The sequence below is a fragment of the Bowmanella denitrificans genome (genome assembly GCF_002887595.1).
Taxonomy (GTDB): domain Bacteria; phylum Pseudomonadota; class Gammaproteobacteria; order Enterobacterales; family Alteromonadaceae; genus Bowmanella; species Bowmanella denitrificans.
This window is the reverse complement of the sequence record NZ_PEBU01000008.1, coordinates 251,988-278,949: the sequence shown is the minus strand read 5'-3', so window position 1 is coordinate 278,949 and position 26,962 is coordinate 251,988. Positions and strand designations below refer to the sequence as shown.

At 52.4% G+C, this 26,962-nt stretch carries 25 protein-coding genes; 9 read left to right on the top strand and 16 right to left on the bottom strand.

Features of this window, described 5'->3' with window-relative positions; genetic code table 11:
• Positions 1 to 38: 38 nt before the first annotated feature.
• The 8 genes from CSR04_RS16055 to CSR04_RS16020 all read right to left on the bottom strand — a co-directional run bounded on the left by CSR04_RS16055 (position 39) and on the right by CSR04_RS16020 (position 5,929).
• Positions 39 to 614, bottom strand: coding sequence for a GNAT family N-acetyltransferase (locus tag CSR04_RS16055; RefSeq protein WP_102797314.1), 576 nt, complete (start codon positions 612 to 614; stop codon positions 39 to 41).
• Positions 611 to 1,003, bottom strand: coding sequence for a DUF2721 domain-containing protein (locus CSR04_RS16050; protein ID WP_102797313.1), 393 nt, complete (start codon positions 1,001 to 1,003; stop codon positions 611 to 613). Before CSR04_RS16050 ends, CSR04_RS16055 begins: the two co-directional genes overlap by 4 nt.
• 12 nt (positions 1,004 to 1,015) lie before the next feature.
• Positions 1,016 to 1,438 (bottom strand): hypothetical protein, encoded by a 423-nt coding sequence (locus CSR04_RS16045; protein WP_102797312.1) that lies wholly within the window; start codon positions 1,436 to 1,438, stop codon positions 1,016 to 1,018.
• Positions 1,435 to 1,806 carry a rhodanese-like domain-containing protein gene (locus tag CSR04_RS16040; RefSeq protein ID WP_102797311.1) on the bottom strand — a complete coding sequence of 124 codons (372 nt, stop codon included), beginning with the start codon at positions 1,804 to 1,806 and terminating at the stop codon, positions 1,435 to 1,437. Before CSR04_RS16040 ends, CSR04_RS16045 begins: the two co-directional genes overlap by 4 nt.
• Positions 1,807 to 1,992: 186 nt before the next feature.
• Positions 1,993 to 3,378 (bottom strand): adenosylhomocysteinase, encoded by a 1,386-nt coding sequence (gene ahcY, locus CSR04_RS16035; protein WP_172449389.1) that lies wholly within the window; start codon positions 3,376 to 3,378, stop codon positions 1,993 to 1,995.
• A gap of 83 nt (positions 3,379 to 3,461) precedes the next feature.
• A complete protein-coding gene (locus CSR04_RS16030; protein ID WP_102797310.1) occupies positions 3,462 to 4,271 on the bottom strand; it encodes a cobalamin-binding protein in 810 nt (269 codons plus the stop codon).
• A complete protein-coding gene (locus tag CSR04_RS16025) occupies positions 4,268 to 5,218 on the bottom strand; it encodes a cobalamin biosynthesis protein CobD/CbiB (protein ID WP_102797309.1) in 951 nt (316 codons plus the stop codon). The genes CSR04_RS16030 and CSR04_RS16025 overlap by 4 nt, the downstream gene beginning before the upstream one ends.
• A 6-nt stretch (positions 5,219 to 5,224) precedes the next feature.
• Complete coding sequence (locus CSR04_RS16020) at positions 5,225 to 5,929, bottom strand: 5'-methylthioadenosine/adenosylhomocysteine nucleosidase (protein ID WP_102797308.1); 705 nt, start codon at positions 5,927 to 5,929, stop codon at positions 5,225 to 5,227.
• A 195-nt stretch (positions 5,930 to 6,124) separates the two neighbouring features.
• Here CSR04_RS16020 and CSR04_RS16015 point away from each other — a divergent pair, with 195 nt between their 5' ends.
• The 3 genes from CSR04_RS16015 to CSR04_RS16005 all read left to right on the top strand — a co-directional run bounded on the left by CSR04_RS16015 (position 6,125) and on the right by CSR04_RS16005 (position 8,463).
• Positions 6,125 to 6,541 carry a GNAT family N-acetyltransferase gene (locus CSR04_RS16015; protein ID WP_342751407.1) on the top strand — a complete coding sequence of 139 codons (417 nt, stop codon included), beginning with the start codon at positions 6,125 to 6,127 and terminating at the stop codon, positions 6,539 to 6,541.
• Positions 6,542 to 6,681: 140 nt separating this feature from the next.
• Positions 6,682 to 7,005 (top strand): hypothetical protein, encoded by a 324-nt coding sequence (locus CSR04_RS16010; protein ID WP_102797306.1) that lies wholly within the window; start codon positions 6,682 to 6,684, stop codon positions 7,003 to 7,005.
• 252 nt (positions 7,006 to 7,257) lie between these two features.
• Positions 7,258 to 8,463, top strand: a complete 1,206-nt coding sequence (locus tag CSR04_RS16005) for a serine hydrolase domain-containing protein (RefSeq protein ID WP_102797305.1) — start codon at positions 7,258 to 7,260, stop codon at positions 8,461 to 8,463.
• A gap of 103 nt (positions 8,464 to 8,566) precedes the next feature.
• Here CSR04_RS16005 and CSR04_RS16000 read toward each other — a convergent pair whose 3' ends face one another.
• The gene (locus tag CSR04_RS16000; RefSeq protein ID WP_102797304.1) at positions 8,567 to 10,906 is read right to left on the bottom strand and encodes a TonB-dependent receptor; all 2,340 of its coding nucleotides are present in this window, start codon (positions 10,904 to 10,906) and stop codon (positions 8,567 to 8,569) included.
• A gap of 277 nt (positions 10,907 to 11,183) precedes the next feature.
• Positions 11,184 to 11,648, bottom strand: coding sequence for an Lrp/AsnC family transcriptional regulator (locus tag CSR04_RS15995; RefSeq protein WP_102797333.1), 465 nt, complete (start codon positions 11,646 to 11,648; stop codon positions 11,184 to 11,186).
• Between the two features lie 115 nt (positions 11,649 to 11,763).
• Here CSR04_RS15995 and CSR04_RS15990 point away from each other — a divergent pair, with 115 nt between their 5' ends.
• Positions 11,764 to 12,732, top strand: a complete 969-nt coding sequence (locus tag CSR04_RS15990) for a nucleoside recognition domain-containing protein (protein ID WP_102797303.1) — start codon at positions 11,764 to 11,766, stop codon at positions 12,730 to 12,732.
• A gap of 784 nt (positions 12,733 to 13,516) precedes the next feature.
• Here the strand turns inward: CSR04_RS15990 and CSR04_RS15985 are convergent.
• Positions 13,517 to 16,708: a DEAD/DEAH box helicase gene (locus tag CSR04_RS15985; RefSeq protein WP_102797302.1), complete on the bottom strand. Its 3,192-nt coding sequence runs from the start codon at positions 16,706 to 16,708 to the stop codon at positions 13,517 to 13,519.
• 221 nt (positions 16,709 to 16,929) lie between these two features.
• A complete protein-coding gene (locus CSR04_RS15980) occupies positions 16,930 to 19,389 on the bottom strand; it encodes a hypothetical protein (protein WP_102797301.1) in 2,460 nt (819 codons plus the stop codon).
• A gap of 74 nt (positions 19,390 to 19,463) precedes the next feature.
• On the opposite strand from CSR04_RS15980, the gene CSR04_RS15975 reads away from it, so the two are divergent.
• The 3 genes from CSR04_RS15975 to CSR04_RS15965 are packed head-to-tail and all read left to right on the top strand — an operon-like array spanning position 19,464 to position 23,450.
• Entirely contained in the window at positions 19,464 to 21,182 is a 1,719-nt protein-coding gene (locus CSR04_RS15975) for an MFS transporter (RefSeq protein ID WP_102797300.1), read from the top strand.
• Positions 21,179 to 22,135: a bifunctional Delta(1)-pyrroline-2-carboxylate/Delta(1)-piperideine-2-carboxylate reductase gene (lhpI, locus tag CSR04_RS15970; protein WP_102797299.1), complete on the top strand. Its 957-nt coding sequence runs from the start codon at positions 21,179 to 21,181 to the stop codon at positions 22,133 to 22,135. Before CSR04_RS15975 ends, lhpI begins: the two co-directional genes overlap by 4 nt.
• A complete protein-coding gene (locus CSR04_RS15965) occupies positions 22,122 to 23,450 on the top strand; it encodes an aminopeptidase P N-terminal domain-containing protein (protein WP_342751406.1) in 1,329 nt (442 codons plus the stop codon). The genes lhpI and CSR04_RS15965 overlap by 14 nt, the downstream gene beginning before the upstream one ends.
• Here CSR04_RS15965 and CSR04_RS15960 read toward each other — a convergent pair.
• Both CSR04_RS15960 and CSR04_RS15955 read right to left on the bottom strand, forming a co-directional pair.
• Positions 23,447 to 24,178 carry a substrate-binding periplasmic protein gene (locus CSR04_RS15960; RefSeq protein ID WP_102797297.1) on the bottom strand — a complete coding sequence of 244 codons (732 nt, stop codon included), beginning with the start codon at positions 24,176 to 24,178 and terminating at the stop codon, positions 23,447 to 23,449. The two genes, CSR04_RS15965 and CSR04_RS15960, sit on opposite strands and share 4 nt — an antisense overlap.
• Before the next feature lie 81 nt (positions 24,179 to 24,259).
• Positions 24,260 to 24,697, bottom strand: coding sequence for a nucleoside deaminase (locus tag CSR04_RS15955; RefSeq protein ID WP_102797296.1), 438 nt, complete (start codon positions 24,695 to 24,697; stop codon positions 24,260 to 24,262).
• Between the two features lie 210 nt (positions 24,698 to 24,907).
• Between CSR04_RS15955 and CSR04_RS15950 the strand changes: the two genes are divergently transcribed.
• The gene (locus tag CSR04_RS15950) at positions 24,908 to 25,273 is read left to right on the top strand and encodes a VOC family protein (RefSeq protein ID WP_102797295.1); all 366 of its coding nucleotides are present in this window, start codon (positions 24,908 to 24,910) and stop codon (positions 25,271 to 25,273) included.
• Positions 25,274 to 25,381: 108 nt separating this feature from the next.
• On the opposite strand, the gene CSR04_RS15945 is transcribed toward CSR04_RS15950, so the two are convergent.
• On the bottom strand, positions 25,382 to 25,951 hold the full coding sequence (locus CSR04_RS15945) for a DUF2726 domain-containing protein (RefSeq protein ID WP_102797294.1): 570 nt from the start codon (positions 25,949 to 25,951) through the stop codon (positions 25,382 to 25,384).
• A 105-nt stretch (positions 25,952 to 26,056) separates the two neighbouring features.
• Entirely contained in the window at positions 26,057 to 26,362 is a 306-nt protein-coding gene (locus tag CSR04_RS15940; protein WP_146027186.1) for a hypothetical protein, read from the bottom strand.
• A gap of 148 nt (positions 26,363 to 26,510) precedes the next feature.
• Here CSR04_RS15940 and CSR04_RS15935 point away from each other — a divergent pair, with 148 nt between their 5' ends.
• A complete protein-coding gene (locus CSR04_RS15935; protein WP_216362579.1) occupies positions 26,511 to 26,954 on the top strand; it encodes a CBS domain-containing protein in 444 nt (147 codons plus the stop codon).
• The last annotated feature ends 8 nt before the right edge of the window (positions 26,955 to 26,962 follow it).

Genomic DNA, 26,962 nt, shown 5'->3' with positions numbered 1-26,962 from the left:
GCCTCACGCCTCACGCCTCACGCCTCACGCCTCACGCCTCACGCCTCACGCCCAAACTTAAGTAACATTTCCGCCGCCACACAGTCACACTGCGTGCCACAAATAGGGCAAACATAGCCTTCGTTGTCGCAGTTTTCCTGCCACTTGCCAGGATGCTCCTTAACCAGTTTGCCACCGCACTTAGTAAAGTATTTAAACGCGCTGTTGCCTGGGCTTTGCATCCAGATATGAGCAAGACCAGCCCTGGCACCCTGTTTAGCCGCTTCACGAACAGATAGCTTAAGCATTTGTGAGCCTATGCCCGCGGCGCGGTATTGGCTGTCTACGGTATTGCACTTGAAGTAGCACACCTGGTTTTCAGGCAAACCCCATAAGGTCGGACTACACCATTTGTCGGTCTGCCAGTTGCCTGCTGCCCAGGTAATACGAAAGCCAACCAGCCTTTCACCATCCAATGCCACCCAACTGGCATTGATATTGTTTACCAGGCCAGCCTGGTGATAAGCCTGCAGAGCGGGCAGATCCATGTAATTATCACCATGCACGCTGTTGGCCAGGGTCAGCAAACGGGCAAAATGATCCTGATGTAGGGGGAGATATTCGATTGTGCTCATTTTTTCTTATTGGTCTGAATGTTCAAACTCTGTAAATGCACATCCAGTGCTTCCACAGAAATACGGATCTCGGCCACGGACAGCCATAAGGACCACAGCAACAGAATCAGACTGACGCCAAAGATCCAGCTTCCAGCCAGTTGATAGTTAAGGTAAATGGCCAGCATGGACAATACGCAAAGGAAAAAACTGGCCACGCCCGACTCCTGCATGCGCTTAATCAGTTGAATGCGCTTACGTAGGTTGGCAATCTGCTTATGGGTGCTGTCGCTGCTGTCTTCAAAGTTGCGGATGATGCTGGCCAGGGTCACAAACCTGTTGGTGTAAGCCAGTAACAACAAGGAAATAGCCGGAAACAGCATAGCTGGGGTGGTAAGGGTAATATTCATGTGATGTCAGGCTCAGAAGACGGCGTCCTGCAGGAATTTCAACATGGCCGCCTTGGCCTTGTCCATATCGGCGAAAATCCTGTCCTGAATATCGGACTGAATGTTGCTTTGTCTGCGGACCTGCGCCAGTTGATTAATGCCGACCGGCGATTGAATACAATACGCATCGCCTACACAGCCAAGTTTCAGGCATTCCTCGTAGGCTTTTTGCAAATTACTGGCGGCATCAGGAATGGCGGCCTGGTAATCCGTACAATCGGCTATATAAATCCAGGGGCTGCCTTGCAGTTGTTTGGCCAGCACCAGTAGCTGGCTCAGATAATTCTTGCTTAAGCCTGTGCCAATCACCCCTGACACTTTAGCCAGCAACAAAGGCCCTTCGGTCTGTAACTGAAAGCTGCCGTATTTGTCGCTCTTACTAAAAACCTGGCTCATTTTTGTACCTGAAAGCCTTGTTCCTGCCAGCCAGGCATATCCCCTTCAAGCAGCGAAATCTGCTGAAACCCCTGTTGCTGCAACTGTGCGGCGGCCAAACCTGCTCTGCGTCCGGAGCGGCAATAAAGTACCAAATGACGTTGTTGTTGCCCCTGCAATAAATGCAGATAGTCTGTCACGGCATCATGGGGCAGATTAACGGCACCCGGTACATGTCCCTCGGCAAACTCCTCAGGGCTGCGCACATCCACTAGCACCAATTGTGACAAGGATGCATACACTTGCTGAGCTGTCAGCTTGTCAAAGCGGGCTTCGTCAGCGCCGGCCAGGGTGCAAAACAATAACAGTAACAGGGGGATAAGGCGCATAGCTGAACCTCCAATTTGCCTGCAGTTTAAACCCAATGCCGGGGTTGAGTACAGAGGCTTCAGTTTTTATGCAGGCTCTAGGGGCTGTTTATCTTGCAAGTATAGATTATGTTCAAATTCAGCCCCTTCTGGTCACGACGCCGGGCTGCAGGCCTGTGGACCTAAGGCAAAGCCCGGCAACACGCTTTAATATCTGTAGCTTTCTTCCTTAAAGGGGCCCTGCGGATCCACCTGAATATAGTCGGCCTGCCTGGCAGTGAGCTTCGTCATCACACCGCCAAAGCCTTCTACCATATATCTGGCGACTTCCTCGTCCAATTGTCGGGGCAGCACTTCAACCCGTAATAACCTGGCTTTATCAGCATCCTTTAAATTGGCATAGCCCTGCCTGAATAAATGGATCTGAGCCAGCACCTGATTAGCAAATGAACCATCCATCACTCTGGACGGATGGCCGGTGGCATTGCCCAGATTCACCAGCCTGCCTTCGGAAAGCAGCAGCAGATGGTCACGGCTGTTATTGCTGCGGTAAATTTTATGCACCTGAGGTTTGATTTCTTCCCAGCGCCAGTTGCTGCGCATAAAGGCGGTGTCAATTTCGTGGTCAAAGTGGCCGATATTGCATACCACGGCGCCGGCCTTGAGGCTTTTGAGCATATTGGCGTCACACACATCCAGGTTGCCGGTGCAGGTAACTATCAGGTCAATACTTTGCATCAGAACCTGGTCGACATCCTCCAGTTGCCCGGTGTTCTGCCCCATGCGGTAGGGCGAGACCACTTCATAGCCATCCATGCAGGCCTGCATGGCGCAGATTGGATCGATTTCACAGATCCTGACAATCATCCCCTCCTGGCGCAGAGACTGGGCAGAGCCCTTACCCACATCACCATAACCAATCACCAGGGCTTTTTTACCGGCCAGCAGGTGGTCGGTCGCCCGTTTGATGGCGTCATTCAGACTATGACGGCAGCCATATTTGTTGTCATTTTTAGACTTGGTTACCGCATCATTGACATTAATGGCTGGCACCCTGAGCTTGCCCTGTTTCAGCATCTGTTGCAGGCGGTGTACGCCTGTGGTGGTTTCTTCGGTAATCCCATGCACGCCATCCAGCACTTGTGGGTATTTGTCGTGCAACATGGCGGTTAGATCGCCGCCGTCATCCAGCACCATATTGGCCGTCCAGGGAGCGCCGTCCTTAATAATGGTTTGTTCCAGACACCAGTCATATTCCACCTCGGTTTCCCCTTTCCAGGCAAACACCGGCACGCCAGCCGCAGCCATTGCCGCTGCCGCATGATCCTGAGTGGAAAATATATTGCAGGATGACCAGCGCACTTCTGCGCCTAGTGCCATCAGGGTTTCTATCAGCACCCCGGTTTGAATCGTCATATGAATGCAGCCCAGAATTCTGGCACCTGCCAGCGGCTGCTCGGCTTGATACTTGTCGCGAATGGCCATCAGGGCCGGCATTTCCGATTCGGCAATGGCCAGTTCCTTACGGCCCCATTCGGCCAGAGCCAGATTGGCTACCTTGAAATCTCCCTGTGCTGACAGACTGCTTCCCATCTTTGGTTCCCCTTTGATTGATAAGGTAAAAGTGGCGTGTCTGTTAGCATGGTATGGAATCTGGCAGCTTTCAAATAACGGGCTTATTTTCTCTGAATCGTCTGGCAAAGCTGTGCAATGCCGTCGGCCAGGCGCAGTGAAAAGCGATGCAGTTTATCCGGGTCGACGCTGACAAGATCGGCTTCCTGCAAGCTTAAGGTGTTTAGCCAGGGTTGCCAGTGGCTAACAAACTGCGCACGGGGCTGCTCGAAAGCGGCGACAATCAACTGGGGTTTACGTGCCAGTACCCCTTCCATGGTCACTTCTGGGTAATCGGAAGGGGCATCGGCAAAGATGGATTGGCCATTGCATATTTCCAGCATACGGCTGGCCCAGGCATTGGGGCCAACACTCATCATGGGCTTGGCCCACATATAATAAAACACCCTCACCGGCTCAGCATCAGTGTAGCGGGCTCTGGTGGCCGCCAGCTGGTTTAGATAGTTCTGCGCCAGTGACTGTGCCAATTCCTGTTTATCTAACAGCTTGCCCAGTGCCTGTAATTCACTGGCGATATCCTCTGGTTGTTGTGGGCCGGAAAAAAACAGATTCAAACCAAGGGTTTGTAAACGCTGAATATCCTGTGGTTTGTTGCCCCCCTGCCAGACCAAAACCAGATCCGGCTTGAGGCGCATCAGGGCCTCAAAATCCACGCCCTGATAATTGGCCACCCGCGGCAAGGCCTTGGCGGCTTGTGGGTAGTCACTGAAATCACTGGCGGCCAGCAGCTTATGCTCAGACTGCAGCGCGTATACCAGCTCGGTGGTATGTGGGGCCAAACTGACAATGCGTTCTGCCGCTGCCACTGAATGTGCCAGCAATAACAGGCAAAGGGTTCGGCAAAACAAGGTCATAGGCTTTTCCTTAGCAACCACTGGCCGGTTAGAATGAACAGGCACATTAGCACCAGCACAGCCTGGGTTTTTACAATGGCCGCTTTGGTGCGGTTAATATCCTGCGGGGCGGCTTCGCGTTCACCGCCACATTTAGGCAGGCGGATTTTCTGCCCCTGATAAAAGGCCGGCCCCCCCAACTGTATGCCCAGCGCTGCCCCTGAATACACCAGCAATGTGGTGCGGCTGGTGCGTATGCTGTCGCGCTGAATACTGGCTTTCCCTGGTTTTTGCAGCATCAACAGTATTAACATGGCAAATCTGACCGGCAACCACTGCATCCAATGGCATAACCTGGCAATGGGCGCACCAAAATAGCGAAAGTCCGCCACACGTACATTCCAGACCTGGCTGAATTCGTACAGTAACCTGTAACTGAAGGCGCCTAAGCCCCCTAACAGCAAATACCAGAACAGCACCGCGGCGTACTGGTGATAAAATCTGAGCAGGGCTGCTTCAATGACCGCTTTGCTCAGACCCATCAGGGTCAATTGTTCGGTCTCCCGCAATAACAGCGGCTGGGCCAGGTTGCGCGCCAGGGATTTTTTATTGGCCATCAGCGCTAGCTGAATCTTATCCAGCTTGTTCAGTACTGGCTGATAACTCAGGGCGATAAGCAACAAAAACGCATCAAAGAAAGCCGGAAACTCGGCCAGATAAATAAACAAGCCGATACAGACCAGGATGGGGGCCAGCAACACTAAAGGTGCGAGCGTGCCGGAGAGCATTTGCTGGCCTTTGCTATGACCTCGGGGATTCACCTTTTTGGCCATGCGGCTGGCCAGCAGGCGGAAAAAACTCAGCGGATGATATCGCACTGGCCATATCCACAGCTTTTCCAGTATCACGACCAGTAGCAACAGCCAGATGGGTTGCACTAAGGGATGCAGGAAAAGCTCTGTGCGCATAGTGAGTTACTTTGATTCCGCCAGGGTTTTGATCATATCCATCACCAGATTGGCCGAGTTTTTGGCGGCTTTTTCCAGATACTGATCAAAGGATACTTTAGAAGTAGTGCCGGCTATATCTGACAAAGAGCGAATCACCAGAAAAGGCGTATCCAGCATATGGGCGGTCTGGGCAATGGCCGCCCCTTCCATTTCCACGGCTTTCATATCCGGGAATTTAGCACGAAGCTGGGCGGCGGCATCATCGCAACCGATAAAGGCATCGCCGGTACAAATCAGACCGGTGCGAAAATTAACATGCAGCACATCGCCAGTGGCATGCTCGGCGGCGGCGATCAGTCGTGGATCACAGGCAAAACGGGCAGGCATACCGGCCACCTGACCTGGCTGGTAACCAAAGTGCGTCAGGTCGGCATCATGGTGCAGCACTTCACTGCCAATCACAACATCGCCCACCACCAGATCGCTGTCAAAACCGCCGGCAGAGCCGGTGTTAATCACAAAGTTCGGTGCAAACTGGTCGATCATCAGGGTGGTGGCCACCGACGCCGCCACTTTACCAATACCGCATTTAACCAGGATCACTTCCACGTCATGCATGGTACCGTCATAGAAGTCCAGATGGGCATGGCGGGTGTGGTTAATGTTTTTCAGGGAATCTTTTAAAAGCGCAACTTCCTGATCCATTGCGCCCAGAATGGCTATTTTCATGGCTGTACATCTAAATAATCAATGGTCGCTAGTGTAATAACTTGGGCCGGTGTGTCCAAGGATTAAAAGTGTTTAGTATGTAGATGTCAGTTGGCAGATGCCGGACGGACAACTCCGACTCACTGTCTGTCACAGCTGACCAGAAGCCACAGATCTGTCGCTGTGGCAAAACTATGCTTAATGAAGGAAACAAATTTGCAACCATTAGACATCTCAGCAACACCACCCACAGTTGCCGAGTTTTTGCATTTACGCCAACTGATTGGTTGGGACAGCCTACCTGAACAGGTCGTGACAGCCAGCCTGGCCGCGTCACTGTTTCATTGTACGGTAAGACAGGATGGCCAATTATTGGGTATGGCCCGGGTAGTGGGAGATGGCTATATGTATTTCTATATTCAGGATGTGGTGGTCGACCCAAGCTATCAGGGACAGGGAATAGGGGCCTTGTTAATGGATAAGGTGGAAGCCTATTTACGCGATGCAGCCGGGCCTGGGGCTACGGTGGGCTTGCTGGCAGCCAGGGGAAAAGAGGGATTTTACCAGCGTTATGGTTATCTTGAGCGAAATGGTGAGGCGCTGGGATTGGGAATGTGCCGATTTGTTCGGTAATGAGCGTGGGGTAATGATTTCGCTGAAGTGCAGCACGACAAAAAATGGTATCGGCTAATTCAGCGTGACATGTTTTGGTAAAATGCGCCCGCTAGGCTGGCAATGGGTTTGAATTTTCCAAGCAAGAAATAGGACTTCGAATGTTAAACAAGTACTCCCTATGTTTATCTGTGTCCATCATCTTAGTTTCGGCAGTTGTAAAGGCTGATGAGGCGGCGGAAGTCGAGAAAAGCTTTAATGCGTTACTCTCTTGTATTGAAACCATACAGGTGGTTATGGACGGGAATGATGGGGTTAGTTCACAACAGGCGCTGCTAGTGACTGTGCTTAAAAAGATAACGGATTCTGGTGAAATAGGAAATGACCTGGGGATTGACTATGACCGGTTGTATAAGTTGGTGAATCAGCAATGCCCGATTGAGCTGGAAAAGTTTAAAGCGCTGCTTAAAGTGGATGCAAATTAGTATGCACCATTGTCTCCAAGAAGAACGATAAAACAGTAAATCTCATCATAAAGTCGCAGAGAACACCGACAATCAAAGATAAGGTATAGAATCTCTGCGCCTCGGCGGTGCATAGGATTTGGCAGTCAGAACAACGTCACCGAAAAGTCATTAAGACGTCAGCTATTTTAATTTCACTTACCTTACATTGATGGTCAGTTTGTTTGGCTAAACAGCTTGTACTCAAATGCTGTTATCAGTTTAAGGATTGCTATGGCTTTTACTCTTAAGTGTTTACTAACTATCGCTTTGTCAGGCGCAGTGGGCAGTATCGCTGTCGCAGACATCGGGCAACATACGCAGCTGGCGCCAGAGGCAAGTGCAACCGAAGCCAAGCTGTCATTCCGGGAGATGCCGCTGCTGGAAACCGCTTTTATTGATACCACCCCCGCGAATCGAAATGATGGCTTAATGGTCGGCGAGTTGGGTGTTGATGGCGGCAACCAAGAAATGATTGTCAAACTTGCAGAGGAAATTGCCGCAGGGAAGCATGGCAAGTATGACAGCCTGTTGATTGCTCACCAAGGCAAGTTGTTATTTGAGTCCTATTATCTGCGTGGCCGGGTAAACTTGCCTCATTTTCAGGCGTCAGCCACCAAAACTTACACCAGTCTGGCGTTGGGGCGGGCTATCCAGCTTGGCTATCTGAGTATGGCCGACCTGGACAAACCTGTGATGAGTTTTTTATCTGATCTGGACCCGACAAAATTTGTTGAAGGCGTCGAGCGAATCACCCTGAATAACGCGCTGACCATGACGACCGGCATTCGCATATCCAGAGAGCAGTGGCAAGAACTTGAGAAAAATCCCGGTCAACTAAAAGGTCAGGGGTACATTCAGACCATGTTTGAGCATAGTGCGCCGATTACCGAAGCCTCACAGCAGTTTTTATATGGTACAGGTCCGGATCTGGTGATGCAGGTGATTGAAGCCGTGGTACCGGGCAGTGCCGAAGCCTTTATTAAAGCGCAGCTGCTCGACAAGCTGGGCATTACTAATTATCACTGGCAAACGCACCCAAGCGGCTTGCCGGAAGCCGGCTGGCGCGTACGCATGACATCAAGGGATATGGCCAAGTGGGGGACGTTAGCCATAAATAAAGGCAAGTGGCAGGGGGAACAGTTGATTCCGCCAGCTTATCTGGCCAAAGCCACCAGTCGCATCCTGTTAACCGGGGATGAGGACTTTCACTATGGTGGTAAAGATACGTCCAATCAGGGCTATGGCTATTTCTGGTGGGGTGCTGATTTAAAAGTGGGGAACAACAGCTATCATGCGGTGAGTGCCCAGGGCGGGCATGGCCAGTTTATTACACTGATTGAGGCGCTGGACCTAATGATAGTGCACACCGCCCATGACAATGATGCCAGTTACTTGCAGGTCACCGCTGAGCGAATTTTACCGGCTTTTATTGATTAAAAAGGTCGGCTTATTTAAGCCCTGGGACTTGGCAGAAATGCAAAAGGCGGTGCGCATGCCTGCCGCCTTTTTAGCTATCTTAAAGTTTAAAGTCTCTCAGACCTTAGAAGTTCATCATAAAGTTAACCCCAAAAGTGCGCGGCGCGCCTTTTAAGAAGGTGTCAGGTGTTAAGCCTGTGGTAGGGAAAAAGCCGACGTTGTAGTCTTTGTCAGCCAGGTTTCTCACCCACAATGCCACTTCCCAGTCTTCGGCTTCCAGTGCAATACGCGCATTGGTCACTGTGTAGCCGTCAACCAGGTCATTGTTATCTATGGTCTGGTAGTGCTCACCGGTATTGCTGGCATCTAGCTGCGTACGCAGGGTGAACTGCTCGCTGACAGGGGTGGCATAAACCACTGCCAGGTTCCAGGACAGATCCGGCGAGAAGGGCAGATCATTGCCTTCAATGGTGGCGTCTTCACCCTGGAAGTTATCAATCTCAGATGAGATTAATGCACCACCACCACGAATTTCCAAACCTTCAAGCGGGCTTAAGGTAAAGGCCAGTTCAGCACCTTTAATAGTGGCATCGGCAACGTTAGCGCGCACGTTCGTGTTGGCACCCGCGACCATCAGCTTGGCAGTGGACTGATAGTCCTCAAAGTCGTAGTTAAACAGGTTGATTTCTGCGCTCAGCAAACCGTTATCTGAGCGGTATTTGGCACCTAACTCATAGGCCACCAGAGTTTCTGAGTCGATGGGCAGCGCTTCCTGCGGAGTCAGAATTGTCGAACCATCGAAGCCCCCAGCCTTATAGCCGGTACTAACGGTGGCGTATAGGCGCCACTGCCTGGCCGGAGTAAAGATGCTGCTGACTTTCCAGGTGAATTCGCTGTCATCCAACGACTCATCAAACCGCAGCGGCGCGTCAGGGGCGATAGGCACACCGATACAAACCTCACCAATTGGGAAGAACTTGGGGGGCTTACCGTATACACCATAAGGGTCGAGGTTGTTGGTTTGGCCTTTGAAAGTGACTTCGTCGCTTGAGTAGCGGATGCCGGTTTCCAGGGTAAACCAGTCTACCGGCGTCCAGTCAGAAGAGGCGAACAAACCAAAAGAATCACGCTCCTGCTGATAGTCGGTACGTACATCGGTTTGCCATAAACCGGAGTTTAAGAAACGCAGGTTAGTGGCAAAGTCGATATCGTCTTTAAGCATAAAGGCACCCAGTAACCAGCCGATATTGTCGGCCAGATCACCAGCCAGGCGGGCTTCAAGGGTAAATTGAGAGAAGTCATTCTCAAAACCATAGTCGGCTACTGAGAATGGCAGGTTGTCTGAGGTTTCGTACTGGCGATCAAGGGCTTCATAACCCACCAACAGCGTACCTGTCATACCGGACTCGAAGTCATGTTCCACCTGCAGGTTCAGCGCTTGTTGGTCTGAATCCAGCTTAGGCAGCATATTGGAATACACAGTAAAAGGATCGTTATCCAAGGCCTTGGCAAATTCGATCAGAGCCGGGTCCTGCGGGTTGAGGAAAAAGGCTTTAGACTTGGCATATTCTGCCCAGTTGTCAGCACTGACATCGGGAATGGCCAGCTCGCTGTCGTCTTTACCCAGGGTCAAACGTGCGCTTACCAGCGTGTCGGCCGAGGCTTCCCACTCAGCGGTGATACGTGCCGATTGCCTGTCTGCCCCGCCCCAGTCACCTTGTGCTGTCACTTCTTGTTGTGGAGCAATCACGCCGGGAGCGTAACTAAAGCCGGTGGTAGGGCCAGTACCTAGATGCTGGTAAAAACCGTCTGAGCTTTCATACATACCGGCGACGCGGACCAGAAACGTTTCAGATACCGGCAGATCCACTGCGCCTTCGCCACGATAAGTACCGTAGTTACCCATATCCAGGTCGAGATAACCGCCAAACTCAATACCGGGGCGCTTGCTGAGGATGTTGACTGCTCCGGCAGTGGCATTACGGCCGTATAGGGTGCCCTGCGGGCCTTTTAACACTTCTACGCGTTCGATATCAAAATACTGGCCGTTTAGCAGGCCGTTGGTACCCTGGTATACGCCGTTAACGTGAATGGCGGCGGAGGCAGAACCATTAGGGTTAAAGTCGTCATCACCGACGCCACGAATGGTTATACGGGGAGAGGACGCGCCAGCGTAGGTTTCGCTGTACACCACCCCTGGGGTATTCAGGGCCAGAGACTCGGCATCGCCGGTACCATTGGCTCTGAGCTGCTTTCTGCTCAGTACATTTACCACACCAGGAATGTCCTGAATGGTCTCGACCTTTTTACGGGCCGTCACGGTAACTGTCTCAATATCAGCAGCGGCTTGCTCTTGAGCCTGCGCGGCAACACTGGTTAAACCTGAGGCTGCAACAAAGGCACTGGCCACGGCTAAAGCTAAGGCTTTTTTACCAAAGTGGCTGGTGGGAGCTTCGTTCTTCATGATGGTTCCTGCTTTTGTGTATTAAAGGTTTCAATATGCCGCGGCATTGTAGGAATTAATTATTACAGTTGTGGGCTTGGTCGGAACGACCAATGAACTGGCGGATTCGACTGCTGGTTTTATGAGCGACAAGGGTAAGAATTTGGACTTGATCTGGCCACGCCTATGAAGATTGGCCCGGTTAGCACAGTAATGAATCGGCTAAAGTGTTAGGTTTGTATAATGTTGCGCGAAAGGGGCGGCTTTTATTATCGCTATCAGACTGCAACAGGGGCGCTTAGTCGGGAATAGTCAGACTGGTGTCGTATTTAATCCGGTTCATGGAAATCAGGGTGGTAAAGGCTTTCATATTAGGGTTGCTGTACAGCAGTTCCTCACAGAATATTTGGTAAGAGGGCATATCCGGCACCTGTACCAGCAGAATAAAGTCCACTTCGCCGGTGACTTCGTAGCATTGCTTTACCTGCGGCATCAGTCTGAGTTTTTGAATAAACGCGGCATTCAGTTCCCGTCTGTCACTTTGCATCGTCACTTCTACCAGAATATGCAGGCAGGGGCCAAAGCTGTCCGGGTCGAGCAGCGCTACCTGGCGGCTGATCACCCCTTCTTTTTGCAGGCGTTTCACTCGCTTCAGGCAGGCCGGGGCCGACAGACCGACCCGCTCGGCCAGGTGCAGATTGGTAATGGCGGCATCCTGCTGCAATTGGCGTAATATGGCTTTGTCCATCCGGTCGAGAAACATATTTAATTTTTTGTTTAGTAAAAAGAAATAAAGATTAAATCTATATTGGTATTTTGGAAATATCTGTTCGACAGACGCTTTAGAATAAGCGCTCCCCTGCAGTAAAGGAGTGCACATGTTTTCCCGTTTTCCCCATCTACAACCAACCCTGGCTGGTATTGCCCAGGATATAGGCCGGGCCTACTGGACCCTGATTAAGATTATGTTGCCCGCCACTATTGCGGTGAAGCTGCTGGACAGTCTGGGTTTTACCCAATGGCTGGGTGTGGCGCTTGGACCGGTGATGGAGCTGTTGGGATTGCCCAGCGAGCTCGGGCTGGTCTGGGCGGTGACTATGCTGACCAATATTTACACGGGTATGGCGGCGTTTTATACCTTGTCAGTTGGGCAGGAATATACGGTGGCGCAGATCAGTATTCTGGGTTTACTGATGCTGGTGGCCCACTCCCTGGTCATCGAAGGAGCAGTGGCCAAAGCGACCGGGGTAAGATGGCGACTGACCCTGGCGGTGCGGATTGGCAGTGGTTTAATACTGGCGGTGCTGTTTAGCCAGATCTTCAGTCATTTTGGCCTGCTGCAACAACCGGCTCAGTTAATGTGGCAACCGCAGGTTAGTGAGCCTGGCTGGCTGGGCTGGGGCTTGGCACAGCTTAAGTTGTTAGCGTGGATTTTTGTGATTTTATCCAGCCTGGTGGTGATGATGCGTGTTTTACGCTGGCTGGGGGTTGAACGGGTGCTGCAGCAATTGTTGTCGCCACTGATGCGCTGTCTGACCATAGGTAAGGAAGCATCCAATATTACCATTATTGGTATGTTGTTAGGGCTGTCTTACGGGGCGGGATTACTGATAAACGAAGTGCGCAGTGGGCATATTTCCAAACGCGATACCTTGCTGGTGGTGTGCTTTTTAGGCTTATGCCACAGCCTGATTGAAGATACCTTGTTAATTCTGCTGCTGGGCGCAGACTTAAGCACCATTCTGTGGGGGCGGGTGATTTTCGCCATTGCCCTTATTACCGCCATGGGCCGTATTTGGCTTAAATCCCGCCACTGCCCTGACCCCCTGCCTAATCCTGATAGTTAGCTTGTTACCTACATTTTTTAGACGGTATAAAAGTAAAACCACAGAGGCACAGAGATCACAGAGTGGTTGAAAGTGTGGTCACGCTGCTGGCTTTCTTTGCGTGCTTAGCGTCTTGGTGAGATGCCTTCTATTATTCACCGCCGAGGCGCAGAGAGCGCTGAGTTTTCAAGGGCCTGGATCAAATGACTTCTTGCTTTTCTCTGTGCCCTCCGCGGCTCTGCGGTGAAAACGTATCTCACTAATTTAAAGATAACCACAGAGGCACAGAGATCACAGAGTGGTTGAAAGTGTGGTCACGCTGCTGGCTTTCTTTGCGTGCTTAGCGTCTTGGTGAGATGCCTTCTATTATTCACCGCCGAGACGCAGAGAACGCCGAGATTTCAAGGGCCTGGATCAAGTGACCTCTTGCTTTTCTCTGTGCCCTCCGCGGTTCTGCGGTGAAAACGTATTTCACTAAATTAAAGATAACCACAGAGGCACAGAGATCACAGAGTGGTTCAAGGGAATGGTGGTTCTGCTGGCTTTCTTTGCGTGCTTAGTGTCTTGGTGAGAAGGCTTCTATTATTCACCGCCGAGACGCAGAGAACGCAGAGTTTTCAATAACATTAATTGAAAGATCTCTTGCTTTTCTCTGTGCCCTCTGCGGCTCTGCGGTGAGAGTATTAAGTCAAAATACAAATAACCACAGAGGCACAGAGATCACAGAGTTTTTAAGAACATCTATCAAGTAACCTCTTGTATTTTTCCGTTCCGTCTGTGGTTTGATGGTGAAAACTATCTGGCCCTAGCCAACACCCTGCAAAGGTTGCAGCAGGGCCTGCAGGCTTTCGGCGTTCAGGCCGCTGCTATTATCGGCCAGTTCGTCGGCCAGAATGGCCCTGGCCAGGCGGCTTTTCTGTTCCTGTAATGACTGAATACGTTCTTCAATGGAGCCTTCCACAATCAGCTTATACACAAATACGGGCTTGTCCTGGCCGATACGATGGACGCGATCGGTGGCCTGATTTTCCACCGCCGGATTCCACCAGGGATCGTAATGGATCACAGTATCGGCTTCGGTCAGATTGAGGCCTGTACCACCGGCTTTAAGGCTGATCAGAAACAGCGGCGCATCGCCTTGCTTAAACTGGTCGATAACCTGCTGGCGCTGGCGGGTAGCACCGGTTAGCTTCACATAGCCTATGCCTTGTTTTTGCAACTGCTGCTCAATAATTTCCAGCATTGAGGTGAACTGGGAAAACAGCAAAATGCGCCGCCCTTCACTGACCAGTTCCGGCAGCATCTCCATCAGCAGTTCCAGCTTGGCCGATTGCTTGACCTTCTGTGCTGAGGCAAGCGACAGCAACTGCGGATGACAACACACCTGACGCAGTTTCAGCATGGCATCAAGAATTTCAATCTGACTGCGGGCCAGGCCCTTATTGGCAATCACTTCGCGCAGGGTGTCATCTACTGTCAGTCGCACCGACTCATAAAGTTCAGCCTGTTTGCCTTCAATTCTGACCTTGCTGATAATCTCGGTTTTGGCCGGTAACTCCTGGGCGATTTTGTCTTTGCTGCGCCGCAGGACAAAGGGGCGGATACGTTCGCTGAGCAATTGCCGACGTGCGCCATCCTGCTGTTTTTCAATAGGGGTACGGAACAACTTGCTGAAGTGACTATGGCTACCCAGCAGGCCCGGCAGCAATAAATTAAACTGGGCCCACAGCTCGCCCAGGTGGTTTTCCATCGGCGTGCCGGTCAGGCACAGCTTGTGGCTGGCTTTAAGACCTGAAACGGCTTCATATAACTTGGTGCCGGGGTTTTTCAGGGTCTGGGCTTCGTCCATCACCAGATAATGCCAATGCTGTTCGGCCAGAATCTGGCTGTCGCGTTGTACCAACGGATAGCTGGTGATCACTACATCGGCAGCGGCCATCTCGGCCAGGTGCTGGTGTCGGTTCGGCCCGTACAACAGTATGCTGTGCAGATGCGGAGCAAAGCGGGAAAGCTCTGCCTGCCAGTTAAAAATCACACTGGTGGGGGCCAGGATCAGGGCGGGCTGGGTGAGTCTGCCGGCCTGTTTTTCCACACACAGGTTAGCAATGCTCTGCAATGTCTTACCCAGGCCCATATCGTCGGCCAGAATACCGGCCAGGCCGTATTCACGCAGAAATTGCATCCAGTTCAGGCCCTGATGCTGGTATGGGCGCAGTTGTGCCTGCAGGGTATCCGGCACCTCTACCTGTTTGATACCGTCAAAATGGCGCAGCTTTTCTGCGGTCTGGCGCAGCAGGTCCAGGCCCTTGCCGATGGCCTGATGATTGTCCAGCATGGCCAGTGTCTGATGGCTCTGAAAGCGGGACAGTTTAAGGCTGCCGTCCGGATTCAGATTGCCCGGCATAAATAGCTCAACAAACTGGTTTAACAGCGGGCGGATCAGGCTTAGTGGCAACGGCAAGGCCTGCGTGTCGCTAAGCTCAATAAACAGATGGCTGTGCTCATCCTGACTGCTGTCCTGCAGGCTGGCCTTAGGCAGTTGTTGCAAGGCGCTGCGCAATATCGGGAACAGCGGCAGTTTATGCCCGCCCACATCAATCATCATGGCCAGGGAAAAATAATCCCCTTCCTGATAGTCGATCTGAGTTTCAATATTGGCCTCGGTGGCAGCCACCTGGTATGGGAAGCCGTCTTCTATTTCAACCGCCCATCCGGCTTGCTTAAGGTCGGGCAGCAGATTATGCAGCAGGGCAAACCAGGTCTGATTGTCACCTTTTAAGTCAAACTGGGGGGCCGACCAATAGTTAAAGTTGGCCTGGGCCAGTGTCAGGCCGTTTGCACGGAGCTTATCGATGGCCTGCTGTTCAAACTGCTTATCACGGGGAATGGCCTTGCCATCCGGGTTGTACAATAGGGTATCGGCGGCATAAGGGCTGATGCGCTGGCCCTGATAATCAAAACTTAGCCGTGCTACGCAGCTTTCAGGGTGGCGGCTGAGTTTTTTAAGCAGCAGGTGCGGCACCGGCGGCTGAATCGCCAGGCTTTGCGCCACAGGTGGGGCCGGGACTTTGTTGGTTTGTTCACCCAGTAACTGCTGCATCATCGGCCAGGCCCAGGCCAGTTGCTGTTCCTGCATTGGCGGGCTGTCGATAAGTGCTAGGGCCTGTTTGGCATCCAGGCCAAAATCCACCGGCACCAGTTGCTGATGAACCTCATCCAGATAACAAAGGGGATTGGTCGGCACCAGCTCAACTGCGCCGGCAGGGGCGCCCGCTACAATGGGATGCAGACTGTGACTGTTACCTTGTTGTAGCCACTTCAGCTCGCCAGCAAGTGGCTCGGCCAAAGACAAGGGCAAGTCACCCATATGCTGCCAGTAGCTGCGGCCGCTTGCCAGTATCGGGCGTAGCGCATCTAACTCGCTGACGATTCCCCAGGGGTCGCGATGAGCCAGCAGGCTGGCCAGTAACTCGCGGTCCGGCTCCTGCACCTGGCGCAGCAACTGCTCTGACACATAGGTATTGCGCAGGCTTTTACTCAGATTGCCGCTTTTCAGTAGCCTGGACAGTCGCACTTCAACCCGGATACCGCTGCTGTCGCGGACTCGCGCGGGTGACAGCAAATACACAGGAACATCCTGCTTGGCGGAAGATGGGCGTGGGCTCGACGATTTCAGGCTTTCCAGCCAGTCGGCCACCACCTGATCCGGCGTATCCAGCATGGGGTTGTTGTTATCCAATACGGCATGCACCAGTGCCGCGGCGTGTTTGCAGAAACGCCCCACCGGGCAACTGCAATCACAGATAACTTTTTTCAGGCCCCAATCGATAAATGCATCATAACTACCACGGCCCCGTTCGCTGGTGACGTCGCCGCTCAGCATTTTTTCTTCCGGGTCGTAATTGAGGCTGTCGATATGACCTTGCTGGTAAAGATAGCGACCTTTTTCCCAGTCGCGAGTAGAAAAAAGCTTTTCCAGCTCTTTAATCGAACGCATAAAACAGGCTGTGCTCCGCCAGGGCCCTAGTCAGGGCCGTTATGATGTCACAGCCTGGCTGCTGATTGCCACAAAAAGCCACATATCAGCGCTGAGACGCCGGGAGCGCAGAATTTTTAATTGCACATTTGCATGGCTCCTGCATTTCTACGTTCACTCTGCGCCTCTGCGCCTCTGCGGTGAATATTTTCGAATGCGGTGTCTCTGTTTGAACTTAGTGATTAAAGATGCTTCTGCAGCCTAAGTGCCTCACCGTCCACTTCCACCTCAGCCACAACCTGCACTTGAATCTCGCCCTGATACTCCGGTGACAGAGTAAAGCTATAATTTGTTTCCAATTGCTCATATGGAGCAAAGCTGATGGGCTGTTCGACCCGGCTTTGGTCTACGGCATGACTGGGAAATACCTCATAAACCAATTTACCCTGGCTCTGCCCGGAGTAGGGGCCGCTTAAGCTGGCGCGAATATGCAATTGTTGCTGGCTTTGCTGTTTTTGCGCGCTTAGGTAAACACCATCAAAGGGTTGTACCGGAGCATTGATGGTCAGTGTATTGGTCAGGTTTTGCCATTGCAGTTTCACTCCTGCACTTAACTGACGGGCATCGGCAGGGCTGTTAAGGCTAAGGTTATGCACGCCGGTGGGCAGAGATTGCTTTAGAGTTTGTGTCAGTGCGGGCTGCTGTGATTGCCCTTGCCAGGCGATTTCGCCGTTAAGGGTTACCGGGTAGGCGGACGGATTCACCACGCGCAAAAACGGCTGCCCCTGATGATAAGCAATGCTGGCCTGAATACCGCCAAGGTCGGCAATCAGATTATTATCCTTGCTTGCCAGTAACTGTGCTTGCAATGCGTCCAGCTGTGCTGCCAGAGCCGGGTGGCTGGCTGGATTGGGTAACTGGCGCAACATGGACTCCAACCGCGGTTGGCAGTCTGTTACCAAGGCTTTCAGGTTCTGACAGCTAACAAAGGCCCGGCGCAGGTTTGGCATCTGGGCAAACTGCCAGGGATTGCTCAGATTTTGCGCTTGGTAGCTGACGGTGGAACGGCCGTCATTTAAATAGGGGGTCAGCTTATGACTGACATCTTTGGCCAGCAGGCTGATATCCCCCTGGCTTAGCTGTTGATACAACGCTGGGTTGAGAGGGTAGCGGAGCCGCTGCACCTGCGTTTGACTGCGCAGCACGATTTGCAGATGGTCTGGCTCGGTTGTCAGACTGATGCCCAATTGATTAGAGGCCTGTAAGGCAGCATATACCGCTGGGGTAAGGGCAAAAGCGGCGTAGTCGGCCATCAGATTGTGGCCCTGAATTTTCAGGTAACGACCATCAACCAGTTGCAGGCTCAGATAGCTGTCCAGGCTATTGTCGGCGTCGCCATCAAACTGCTGTCTGAATGCCTGGTTATGGCCGGCCAATTGTAATCCCAACGCTAGTCCGACCTGACCACGTTGCAGCTGCTCCGGTACAAAATCAATCAGCAGGCCACTGGCCAGATGGGGCGACGCGCTGGTCAGTTGAATCAGTGGACTTGGCTGCGGCGCTGGAAAGTCCATCACCTGTTGGCTGTTAGCGCCACTGGGCAGGCGAATATCCAGTCTGGGTAACTGCTCGGCCTCACCGCTACGAATAAAATAGCTGCTGCCATCCTGCTCCCAGGGGCCATAGGCAATATAAAAGCTGGGGCTTAGCTCACGCACAAACCGGGCAAACCCGGCTTCCAGCGCTGGCCAGTCGGGAAAGCTTTCCTTTAACAAACGGTTGGCGGTGGGCAGGGTGGCATCGGAGTGCGGGTTGGCGGCCATCAGGCGGTCACGGAACAGGGCAAAATACTGGGCGCGTAGCGGATCCGACAGCAAAAAATGAATAATAAAGAAGTTCAGACCGCGTTTCAGGGCCGGGTCATCGTTGATTTGCTCAATACTGGGCATGCCGCCGGCATAATATTGTTCCAGGCCCAATTGCAGATAATTCATTGGCGCCCGGTCAAACACCATCACCGTCAGCTCACGGCGCTTTGGATCGTAAACATGGGAAGCGATGGCATCGGCCAGACCTTCAGTGATCCAGTTGGGCGCCCAATTAGAATGCCCTGACAAGGCCATATGAAAAGCATGCATGGTTTCGTGAATCACAATATAGCGCTGGTGCTGCTGGCGATGACTGGGAAAGCTGTATCCGGCACGGTTGTAATACATGGTTTCGCCGCCGGCAGTGGCATGTACACCGCGACCAAAGCCGTCGTCCAGCATGGCTTCGCGCACGCGCTCGCGACTTGAGCCGTACACCACCGCAATACGCTGGCGTTCAATATTGGGCGGCTCGGCACCAAACAACTCCACGTACTGCGGATAAGACAATTCCAACAATTCCAGATACAACCGGACCTTGGCTTCTGGCAAGTCGCTTTGAATGGCGAAGTGTTTGCTGACCCACCAGTTGTAGCCCGGACTGTTGGCGATTTTACCGGCGCTATAGGTGTAAGGGATTTGCTTACCGACAAAGGCGATATCCATAGCCAGCAATCTGGAGGTGCGACCTGCCACCTGAATATCCACTTGTTGCTGACTGGGTGCCGGTATCTGTGCCAACTGGCTGTGGGCTGGGGGGGCAGTTTGGGGCAGAGATGCGCCACAGCCCGACAGGCACAGCAATAACAGAAGTAAGGTGGTGTTTCTTTGCATGGTTTTTAATCGGTTGACTAAGTTGTATATTGCATACAATATAAAATAATTGTTAACAGAGGCCAAGCATTGATATGACACATCAACCTAAAGGCTTTCCCCTGGCATTTTATGTGGCCAATGGTATGGAGATCTTCGAGCGCCTGGCCTGGTATGGTTTCTTTGCACTGTCGTCGGTGTATATGACCACACCCGCCGAGCAGGGCGGCGCGGGGTTTTCTGAGGCGCAGCGAGGCGCACTGCAGGGCATTATTCCGTTTTTTCTGTATCTGCTACCCGTGGTCACCGGCGCGCTGGGGGATCGCTACGGCTATCGGCGCATGTTTCTGCTGTCGTTTGCCATTATGGCACCTGGTTATTACCTGATGGGGCAGGCCGAAGGCTTTGGCAGTTTCTTTTTAGCCATGCTGGCGGTGGCCTGTGGCGCGGCCTGTTTTAAACCTATTGTGGTGGGCACTATTGCCCGCACTACGGTAGCAGCCAATCGCGGACTGGGGTTTGGTATCTTTTATACCATGGTGAACATTGGCGGTTTTCTCGGCCCGCTGGTGGCCGGCTATATGCGCGCTATCAGCTGGGATGCGGTGTTTCTGATGTCCAGCCTGTGGATCTGCCTGAACTTTCTGCCAGCGCTGTTTTTATACCGGGAGCCGCAGCAAGTGCGCTCGACTAACAAGTTAAGCCAGGTGCTAAGCGAGGCCCAGCAGGTGCTGGGTAATGGCCGCTTTGCCTTGTTGCTGTTTCCCGCCATTATGCTGCTGATGGCTGCCGGAGTAGGCTGGCTGGGCTATCAGCCCGCTTTTATTGCTATTGCTGTCTGGCTAGTGATTAACTTGTTGTGGAATCGGCTGTGTGTACCCAATGCCCGCCACTGGCTTGCGCAGCCTATTCGCATCAGTAACCTGCCTTTCGCCTTGTATCTGCTGATTCTGACCGGGTTCTGGACCGTCTACAATCAGCTGTTTTATACCTTGCCGCTGTTTATTCGCGACTATGTAGATACCGGCGATCTACTCAGTTTACTGGCCTGGTTGGGGGAAGACACCCTGGCGTTTCTGGCCCATGTGGATGTCGGCGCCCTTGCCGACAAGCTGCAAACCCTGGATGCGGCGCTGCCGCTGGAAGCCCTGCGCCTGCAACTGGTACACCTTAAGGTTAATGTGCCCCATGAGGTTCTGGCCGGGGCGTTAAGCCAGTTAGGTCAGAGCGCTTCCCCGGCCGAACTGGCTGCGCAGATAGCCCAGGACTGGGCCGGGCGCTATCGCCAGATCAATCCTGAGTATCTGATTAATCTGGATTTTGCCGCCATTGTATTGCTGCAAATTCTGGTCAGCTATGTCTGTCGCCGACTGCACACCTTTAAGGTGCTGGTGGCGGGGATAGTGATAATGGGCGGCGGTATCTGGCTGGCCGCCTTGAATGGGCAATTTGTGCTGGGCGGTAGTCTGATGGTGGTGGTGATCTTATCTATTGCCATGGGCGAAATGCTGACCTCACCCAAAAGCCAGGAATATGTGGCCAGTATCGCGCCTAAGCAGCAAAGCGCGATGTATATGGGCTATTACTTTGTGTCGATGGCGCTGGGTTTTCTGTTTGCCGGGCTGTTATCCGGCTGGGGCTATGAAAATCTGGCTAAACAGCAGGGCCGCCCAGAGTGGATGTGGGGCCTGTTTGCCCTGATTGCGCTGGTGAGTGCCATGGCGTTATGGATATTTAACCGCTGGCAATCTCGCGCCCGACAAGACAGAGCTGACCTAAGCGTAGACACCTTATCAAAAGCAGGAGAAACATGAAGTTTATTGATGCCGGGCAGGTGGCCGATGCCTTGCCCTTTTCGTTGCTTATTGAAGCGCTGGCGACGGGCTTTGCCAAGCCCGGCACCGTGCCGCTGCGCCAGCACTATGATATTGCCAATCCACATGGGGGGCGGGAAACCACCCTTTTGATGATGCCGGCCTGGCAGGCCGGAAAACAGATTGGTGTCAAACTGGTTACTGTGGCCCCGGATAATGCCGAACGTGATTTGCCGTCTATTCAGGGCATTTACTTACTGATGGATGCCGTTACCGGCTCGGTGCTGGCGACCATGGATGCCCCGGCCTTAACCGCCAAACGCACGGCTGCGGCCTCGGCACTGGCCAGCCGCTTTGTTTCCCGCCCTGACAGCACGCATCTATTGATGGTGGGCACCGGCACCCTGGCGCCGCAACTGATTCAGGCACATATGGCGGTTCGACCGATAAAGCGGGTGACCATCTGGGGGCGCGACAGACATAAAGCCGAGATCGTGGCAGATAAGCTCCGGGGCTTGCCGGTGCAACTGGATGTGGCCACTGAATTGCAGGCCGCTGTATCTCAGGCGGATATTATCTCCTGCGCTACCTTAAGCCGCACGTCGCTGATTCAGGGCGCCTGGCTGCAACCGGGGCAACATCTGGATCTGGTGGGTGCCTACCGGCCGGATATGCGCGAAGCCGATGATAACTGTATTCGCCGCAGCCGTATTGTGGTGGACAACTACCAGGGCGCCTGCAAGGAAACCGGTGACCTGCTGATCCCGATACAAAACGGCCTGCTGAATCCTTCAGCCTTGGCAGCGGATCTGTTTGAACTTTGTGGCGGTGCAAAGGTGTTTCAGCGCCAGGCACAGGATATCACCCTGTTTAAATCCGTTGGCCATGCACTGGAGGACCTGGTGGCCGCGCAATTGGTCTATCAAAGGTTAGGAGTGCATGATGTTAAGTAGTGAAAAACAGGCCCTGTATCGATTACGTAGGGAGCAGCTATTGGCTCAGCTGGAGCCAGATGCGGTGGTGATCCTGGTGGGTAACCGTCAGCAGGTTCGCAATAAAAACATTCATTATGCGTTTCGCCAGGATCACGACTTTTACTATCTGACCGGCTACGCCGAGCCGGATGCTGTGGCGATTTTACGCCCCGAATGCGATGCACCTTTTGTGTTATTTAATCAGCCCAAAGATGCCCATCAGGAAGTGTGGTTTGCCCAGCGCACCGGGCAGGTTGGGGCGGTTGAAGGTTATGGGGCCAATCTTGCTTATGATATTGCCGAGCTGGAACAGCGCCTGCCTGAGCTGATGGGCCAACGTGCGCATCTGTATCTGGCCGATGAGCTGGGACGTTTTTCCCATCGGCTGGTGGATTGGCTGGCGCAGCAGCGTCGCAGCGTTAAATTTGACCAGCCTAAGATCTTCCGCCATTTGCACTCGGTGCTGCCCTATATTCATGCCAGCCGGGTCATCAAAGACAGCCATGAACTGGCGTTGTTACGCCAGGCCGTGCACGCCTCGGTATCCGGACATAAACGCCTGATGCAAGTTGCCGCGCCTGGTGTAACCGAATTGCAACTGCATGGCGAATTTCTGGCTGAAATTGCCCGCCACGGCTGCAATGATGTGGGCTACGGCAATATTATCGCCACTGGCAATAACGCCTGCTGCCTGCACTATGAAGCCTATCGTTCGACCTTACAGGACGGAGAACTGTTATTGCTGGATGCCGGCGGGGATTATCAGTATTACACCGCCGATATTACCCGCACGATCCCGGTAAATGGCAAGTTTAGCGGCCCGCAGCGCGATTTGTACCAATTGGTGCTGGCGTCGCTGGATGCGGCCATTGCTATTGTCAGGCCCGGTCTTGGCTGGCAGCATATTTACCCCACCGCCATGCGGGTGTTGGCTGAGGGCATGCTGGATTTGGGCATTTTAACCGGCAGTCTGGATGAGGTGCTGGAGCAGCAGCTCTATGCCCCATTCACCTTGCATAAAACCGGTCACTGGTTGGGGCTGGATGTGCATGATGTGGGTCCCTACCATGACGATGCTGGCAACTGGCGGACCTTGCAGAGCAATATGCTGTTTACCATTGAACCGGGCTTGTATTTCCCCAAAGATTGCCGCGCGGTAGCGCCGCAGTGGCGTGGCATGGGGGTGCGGGTGGAAGATGATATTCTGGTTACACCGCAAGGCTGTGAGAATTTGTCGGCCGGTGCGCCGCGCACGGTTGAGCAAATTGAAAGTCTGATGCAGAACGGTGTTTAGGGGCTTTTGCTTTCAGGTGCTTGCAGCAGATGATGCTGATGCCAGAGGGCGCGCAACTGTCCGTCGTCTTTCAGGCGGCTGAACAGGCTGTTAAGCCATTCAATTGTAATGGCGGCGTCCTCGCGTAGTAACGCGCCATGTTGATACTGCTGGTCAAAGGTATCTGATATCAGCAGTCTGGCTTTAAGTTCGGGATGTTGATGCAGGTAGCGATTGATAAAGGAATAGGCGACCAGACCCATATCGGCGCGTTCCTGCAACAGCAGTTCCATCACCTTGTCCTGGCTGTCTACCAGTTGCATGCCAAAGTGCTGATGTAATCTGTGCGGATCGGCATCCAGATCTGCAAAACCATAGTGGTAGCCCAGCACGCCAACCAGAGTTTTACCTTGCAACTGCTTGAAGTAGCTTTGATCTCGGTCTGACGCGGCCATTGTCACCCACACTTCACCGCCGCTGAACAAGGTCACTGATGCATGCACTGGGTAGTCCTGCCAGCCCCATTGACGGTTTTCGAAAAGCAATAAATCAAATTTGCCATCCTGGAAATCCTTGTATCGGCGTCTGGCCGTGGTGGCATATAAAACAAATTCCACCTCGCTCTGTGCCTGATTCAGCAGATGCAGCACATCAGGGATCACGCCATCGGCTTCCCCCATATTGGTCTGATAAAAAGGGGGGTAATCATACACGCCGACTGCCAGCGTTTGCCGGGCTTGCGTGGCCATCGGAATCACCAACCCAAGCAGAAAAACAACCCATAGCTTAGTTATATGCAATGCCAGCTCCGGATAAATTCAGTGCCTGGATTATTCGCCAATATCTTCATTCCACAGCTCAGGATGCTGAGTAATAAAGTCTTCCATCATGGCGATACAATCATGATCCTGCAGAACCGTTAGCTCCACTCCGCGCTCGCGCAGCAATGTTTCTTCCCCCATAAAGGTTTTGTTTTCACCAATAATCACTTTGGGAATGCCATACAGCAGAATCGCGCCGCTGCACATGGAACAGGGTGATAAGGTGGTGTAGAGCACCGATTCGCGGTAAACACTGGCCGGATGCCTGCCCGCCCGCTCCAGCGCATCCATCTCACCGTGTAAAATGGCACTGCCCTGCTGAACCCGGCGGTTATGTCCGGCACCGAGGATCTTGCCCTTGTGCACTAACACCGAGCCAATGGGAATACCGCCTTCTGCCTGCCCCAGTCTGGCCTGCTCGATAGCGGCCTGTAAAAATGCATCCATATTTTCACCTTAAATTAATACCGTCGCTGTTATGCCAGCATAAGACAGTTTTGGATTTATTGCTTGTGTCTTGCCATTGTCACGTTGGCTATGAATACTGAGGTTGATTAAATTACCAACTACTCAACAGTCCCTGGTCGGTTTGCCAGTTAAGTCTGTGAAGCACCCTGCATGGGGCATATCATCTTATTTTCTGTATAGGAGTGTACGGTGAGAATACTAACCAACATCTGCTCGGACAATTTGTCACAGAGTAAACAGTTCTATATTGATCTTCTTGGACTTGAGGTGAAATACGACAGTGATTGGTATGTACAACTTTGTGTGCCGGATAATCCGCAAATAGAATATGGGCTTATTCAACGGCAACACGAATTGGTACCTAAAGAGTACCAGCACCCGCCACAAGGGATGTATGTGACTTTTGTTGTCTCTGATGTCGATAGCGTATTTCACAAAGCGGTTGCATTGGGCTTGCCAATTATTCAGGCACCTAAAAACGAGTTTTACGGGCAACGCAGGTTTTTGCTAAAAGATCCTGATGGATGCCTGATAGATATCTGCTCCCCTTACTGAAAGAATTGGTCAGCAACGCATAGCAGCATGTCTGGCTTGTTTACTGACAACTGAGGTCTGAAAGCGGCCAACCTGAAAGTGCAGCCATCCCTGGCCAGTCACGAAAACTTATGCAGTGACGGGGCGGCCCAGCCCGGCCTTATCGTCTTTAATAGTGCCCTGAACCAGTGGTTTTTTGGGTTCCTTGTAACGCATGGGAGCGAGCTTGGCCTCAATACAGTCGCGGATTTCCTGGGCGGAATAGCCTGACTTAACTTTGATACGCAAGTGGGGAATTCGGGCCGCATCCAGACTGCTGCTGACATACCAGTCACGCTGGCTTTTATATCCGTCTTTACCACCGTTATGCACTAAATCCACCGCAACCACCGGGCTCATATCTGTCTTATCACACAGCACAAAGTCCAGATGACGGGTAGCGGCTTTTTGCATGGCGCCTCGGGCGGTTTTTTTGTCGGTGCCCTGACGCAGGCTGAGAATATCGCTCAGTCGTACCCGGCAGATAATACGGTACTGATGACCCACCGCGCTCTCCAGCAGCTCCAGAAAGGTGCGTTCTACCGGGGTAAACAGGTTACTGCGTTTTTTAAAAGGAAAGGCCAGCTTTTCTCCTGTCAGTTTAATGGCACCAATGGCCACCACAATCAGGATCATTAATAAAACGAGGGTTAGTTCCATGGCAGTCTCCACTGAAAAAATGCCGGGCTTTTGACGCCCGGCGACGTTGTGGGAGATGCTGCAATTTAGGTGCCAATAACCAGGGAGGGGAGCATGTTCCTCGATTTATTGCTTAACCAAAATATCCACCTGGCTACCCTGGCCGTCGTTGGAAATCACCAGCACCCAGTGCCTGGCCGGATCCTCCAGGATCTGCTGGTCTTTGCTTTGACTAAATTGTGCGTCACTGAACTGGGCACGGTAAAACGCCAATACCTGTTGCGGCGACTGCGGCGCAAAGTAGCTCAGAGTGGCGGGCATCTTGTCATTGAACTGCTGGCAATAGCGGGCGTTAGCGGCCAGCGGCAGGTTATGAAACTGTGCCGGACAATCTGTTGTCGCCAGTGTTGTCCCTGATAAGCTTATGCTCACAAGGACGGTTAAGGCCAAAATGGATTTTGCCATCATCTCTCGCAGAGTTTGCTATGTCATATAGAATAGCTATTACTATAGAGCCCCGGCCTTGGGCCGACAAATAGCTGCTGTGATACAAAGGTATGGTATGAGTCTGGAAAAAGTCATGACCAGGCGTCTGGTGACGGTAGAACCAGATGCCAGCCTGGCGGAAGTGCAACGTATATTTGACGCTAAATTATTTCACCACTTACTGGTGGTGGAAAATCACCAATTGGTGGGCATTGTATCCGACCGTGATTTATTTAAGGCCCTGAGTCCTAACCTGGGCACCGCGGCCGAGACCCGCCGTGATACCGCAACTCTGAATAAAAAAGTGTACCAGATAATGGCGCGACACCTTTGGGTGTTGACGCTGGACAATGATATCTACGATGCCATTAATTTGATTAATCAGCAAAAGATTTCCTGCCTGCCGGTTATTGATGAAAACCGTCACCCCATTGGTATTCTAAGCTGGCGGGATATTTTACGCTTGTTATCAGAAGGTAAGGTAAAAAGACAATCCCGCGCTGTTAATCCGCCACTTTCTTATAATAAAGACAGTTAACCTGCTTA

What these genes read in the sequence shown, in the direction of transcription:
- CSR04_RS15995 (WP_102797333.1), bottom strand. Translation starts at nt 11,648, where the DNA reads ATGTTTCTCGACCGGATGGACAAAGCCATATTACGCCAATTGCAGCAG.
- CSR04_RS15935 (WP_216362579.1), top strand. Translation starts at nt 26,511, where the DNA reads ATGACCAGGCGTCTGGTGACGGTAGAACCAGATGCCAGCCTGGCGGAA.
- CSR04_RS15980 (WP_102797301.1), bottom strand. Translation starts at nt 19,389, where the DNA reads ATGCAAAGAAACACCACCTTACTTCTGTTATTGCTGTGCCTGTCGGGC.
- CSR04_RS16050 (WP_102797313.1), bottom strand. Translation starts at nt 1,003, where the DNA reads ATGAATATTACCCTTACCACCCCAGCTATGCTGTTTCCGGCTATTTCC.
- CSR04_RS15990 (WP_102797303.1), top strand. Translation starts at nt 11,764, where the DNA reads ATGTTTTCCCGTTTTCCCCATCTACAACCAACCCTGGCTGGTATTGCC.
- CSR04_RS15975 (WP_102797300.1), top strand. Translation starts at nt 19,464, where the DNA reads ATGACACATCAACCTAAAGGCTTTCCCCTGGCATTTTATGTGGCCAAT.
- CSR04_RS16020 (WP_102797308.1), bottom strand. Translation starts at nt 5,929, where the DNA reads ATGAAAATAGCCATTCTGGGCGCAATGGATCAGGAAGTTGCGCTTTTA.
- CSR04_RS16045 (WP_102797312.1), bottom strand. Translation starts at nt 1,438, where the DNA reads ATGAGCCAGGTTTTTAGTAAGAGCGACAAATACGGCAGCTTTCAGTTA.
- lhpI (WP_102797299.1), top strand. Translation starts at nt 21,179, where the DNA reads ATGAAGTTTATTGATGCCGGGCAGGTGGCCGATGCCTTGCCCTTTTCG.
- CSR04_RS16040 (WP_102797311.1), bottom strand. Translation starts at nt 1,806, where the DNA reads ATGCGCCTTATCCCCCTGTTACTGTTATTGTTTTGCACCCTGGCCGGC.
- CSR04_RS16000 (WP_102797304.1), bottom strand. Translation starts at nt 10,906, where the DNA reads ATGAAGAACGAAGCTCCCACCAGCCACTTTGGTAAAAAAGCCTTAGCT.
- CSR04_RS15960 (WP_102797297.1), bottom strand. Translation starts at nt 24,178, where the DNA reads ATGGCCACGCAAGCCCGGCAAACGCTGGCAGTCGGCGTGTATGATTAC.
- CSR04_RS15985 (WP_102797302.1), bottom strand. Translation starts at nt 16,708, where the DNA reads ATGCGTTCGATTAAAGAGCTGGAAAAGCTTTTTTCTACTCGCGACTGG.
- CSR04_RS15965 (WP_342751406.1), top strand. Translation starts at nt 22,122, where the DNA reads ATGATGTTAAGTAGTGAAAAACAGGCCCTGTATCGATTACGTAGGGAG.
- CSR04_RS16055 (WP_102797314.1), bottom strand. Translation starts at nt 614, where the DNA reads ATGAGCACAATCGAATATCTCCCCCTACATCAGGATCATTTTGCCCGT.
- CSR04_RS15955 (WP_102797296.1), bottom strand. Translation starts at nt 24,697, where the DNA reads ATGGATGCATTTTTACAGGCCGCTATCGAGCAGGCCAGACTGGGGCAG.
- CSR04_RS16005 (WP_102797305.1), top strand. Translation starts at nt 7,258, where the DNA reads ATGGCTTTTACTCTTAAGTGTTTACTAACTATCGCTTTGTCAGGCGCA.
- CSR04_RS16030 (WP_102797310.1), bottom strand. Translation starts at nt 4,271, where the DNA reads ATGACCTTGTTTTGCCGAACCCTTTGCCTGTTATTGCTGGCACATTCA.
- CSR04_RS16025 (WP_102797309.1), bottom strand. Translation starts at nt 5,218, where the DNA reads ATGCGCACAGAGCTTTTCCTGCATCCCTTAGTGCAACCCATCTGGCTG.
- CSR04_RS15945 (WP_102797294.1), bottom strand. Translation starts at nt 25,951, where the DNA reads ATGGAACTAACCCTCGTTTTATTAATGATCCTGATTGTGGTGGCCATT.
- ahcY (WP_172449389.1), bottom strand. Translation starts at nt 3,378, where the DNA reads ATGGGAAGCAGTCTGTCAGCACAGGGAGATTTCAAGGTAGCCAATCTG.
- CSR04_RS16010 (WP_102797306.1), top strand. Translation starts at nt 6,682, where the DNA reads ATGTTAAACAAGTACTCCCTATGTTTATCTGTGTCCATCATCTTAGTT.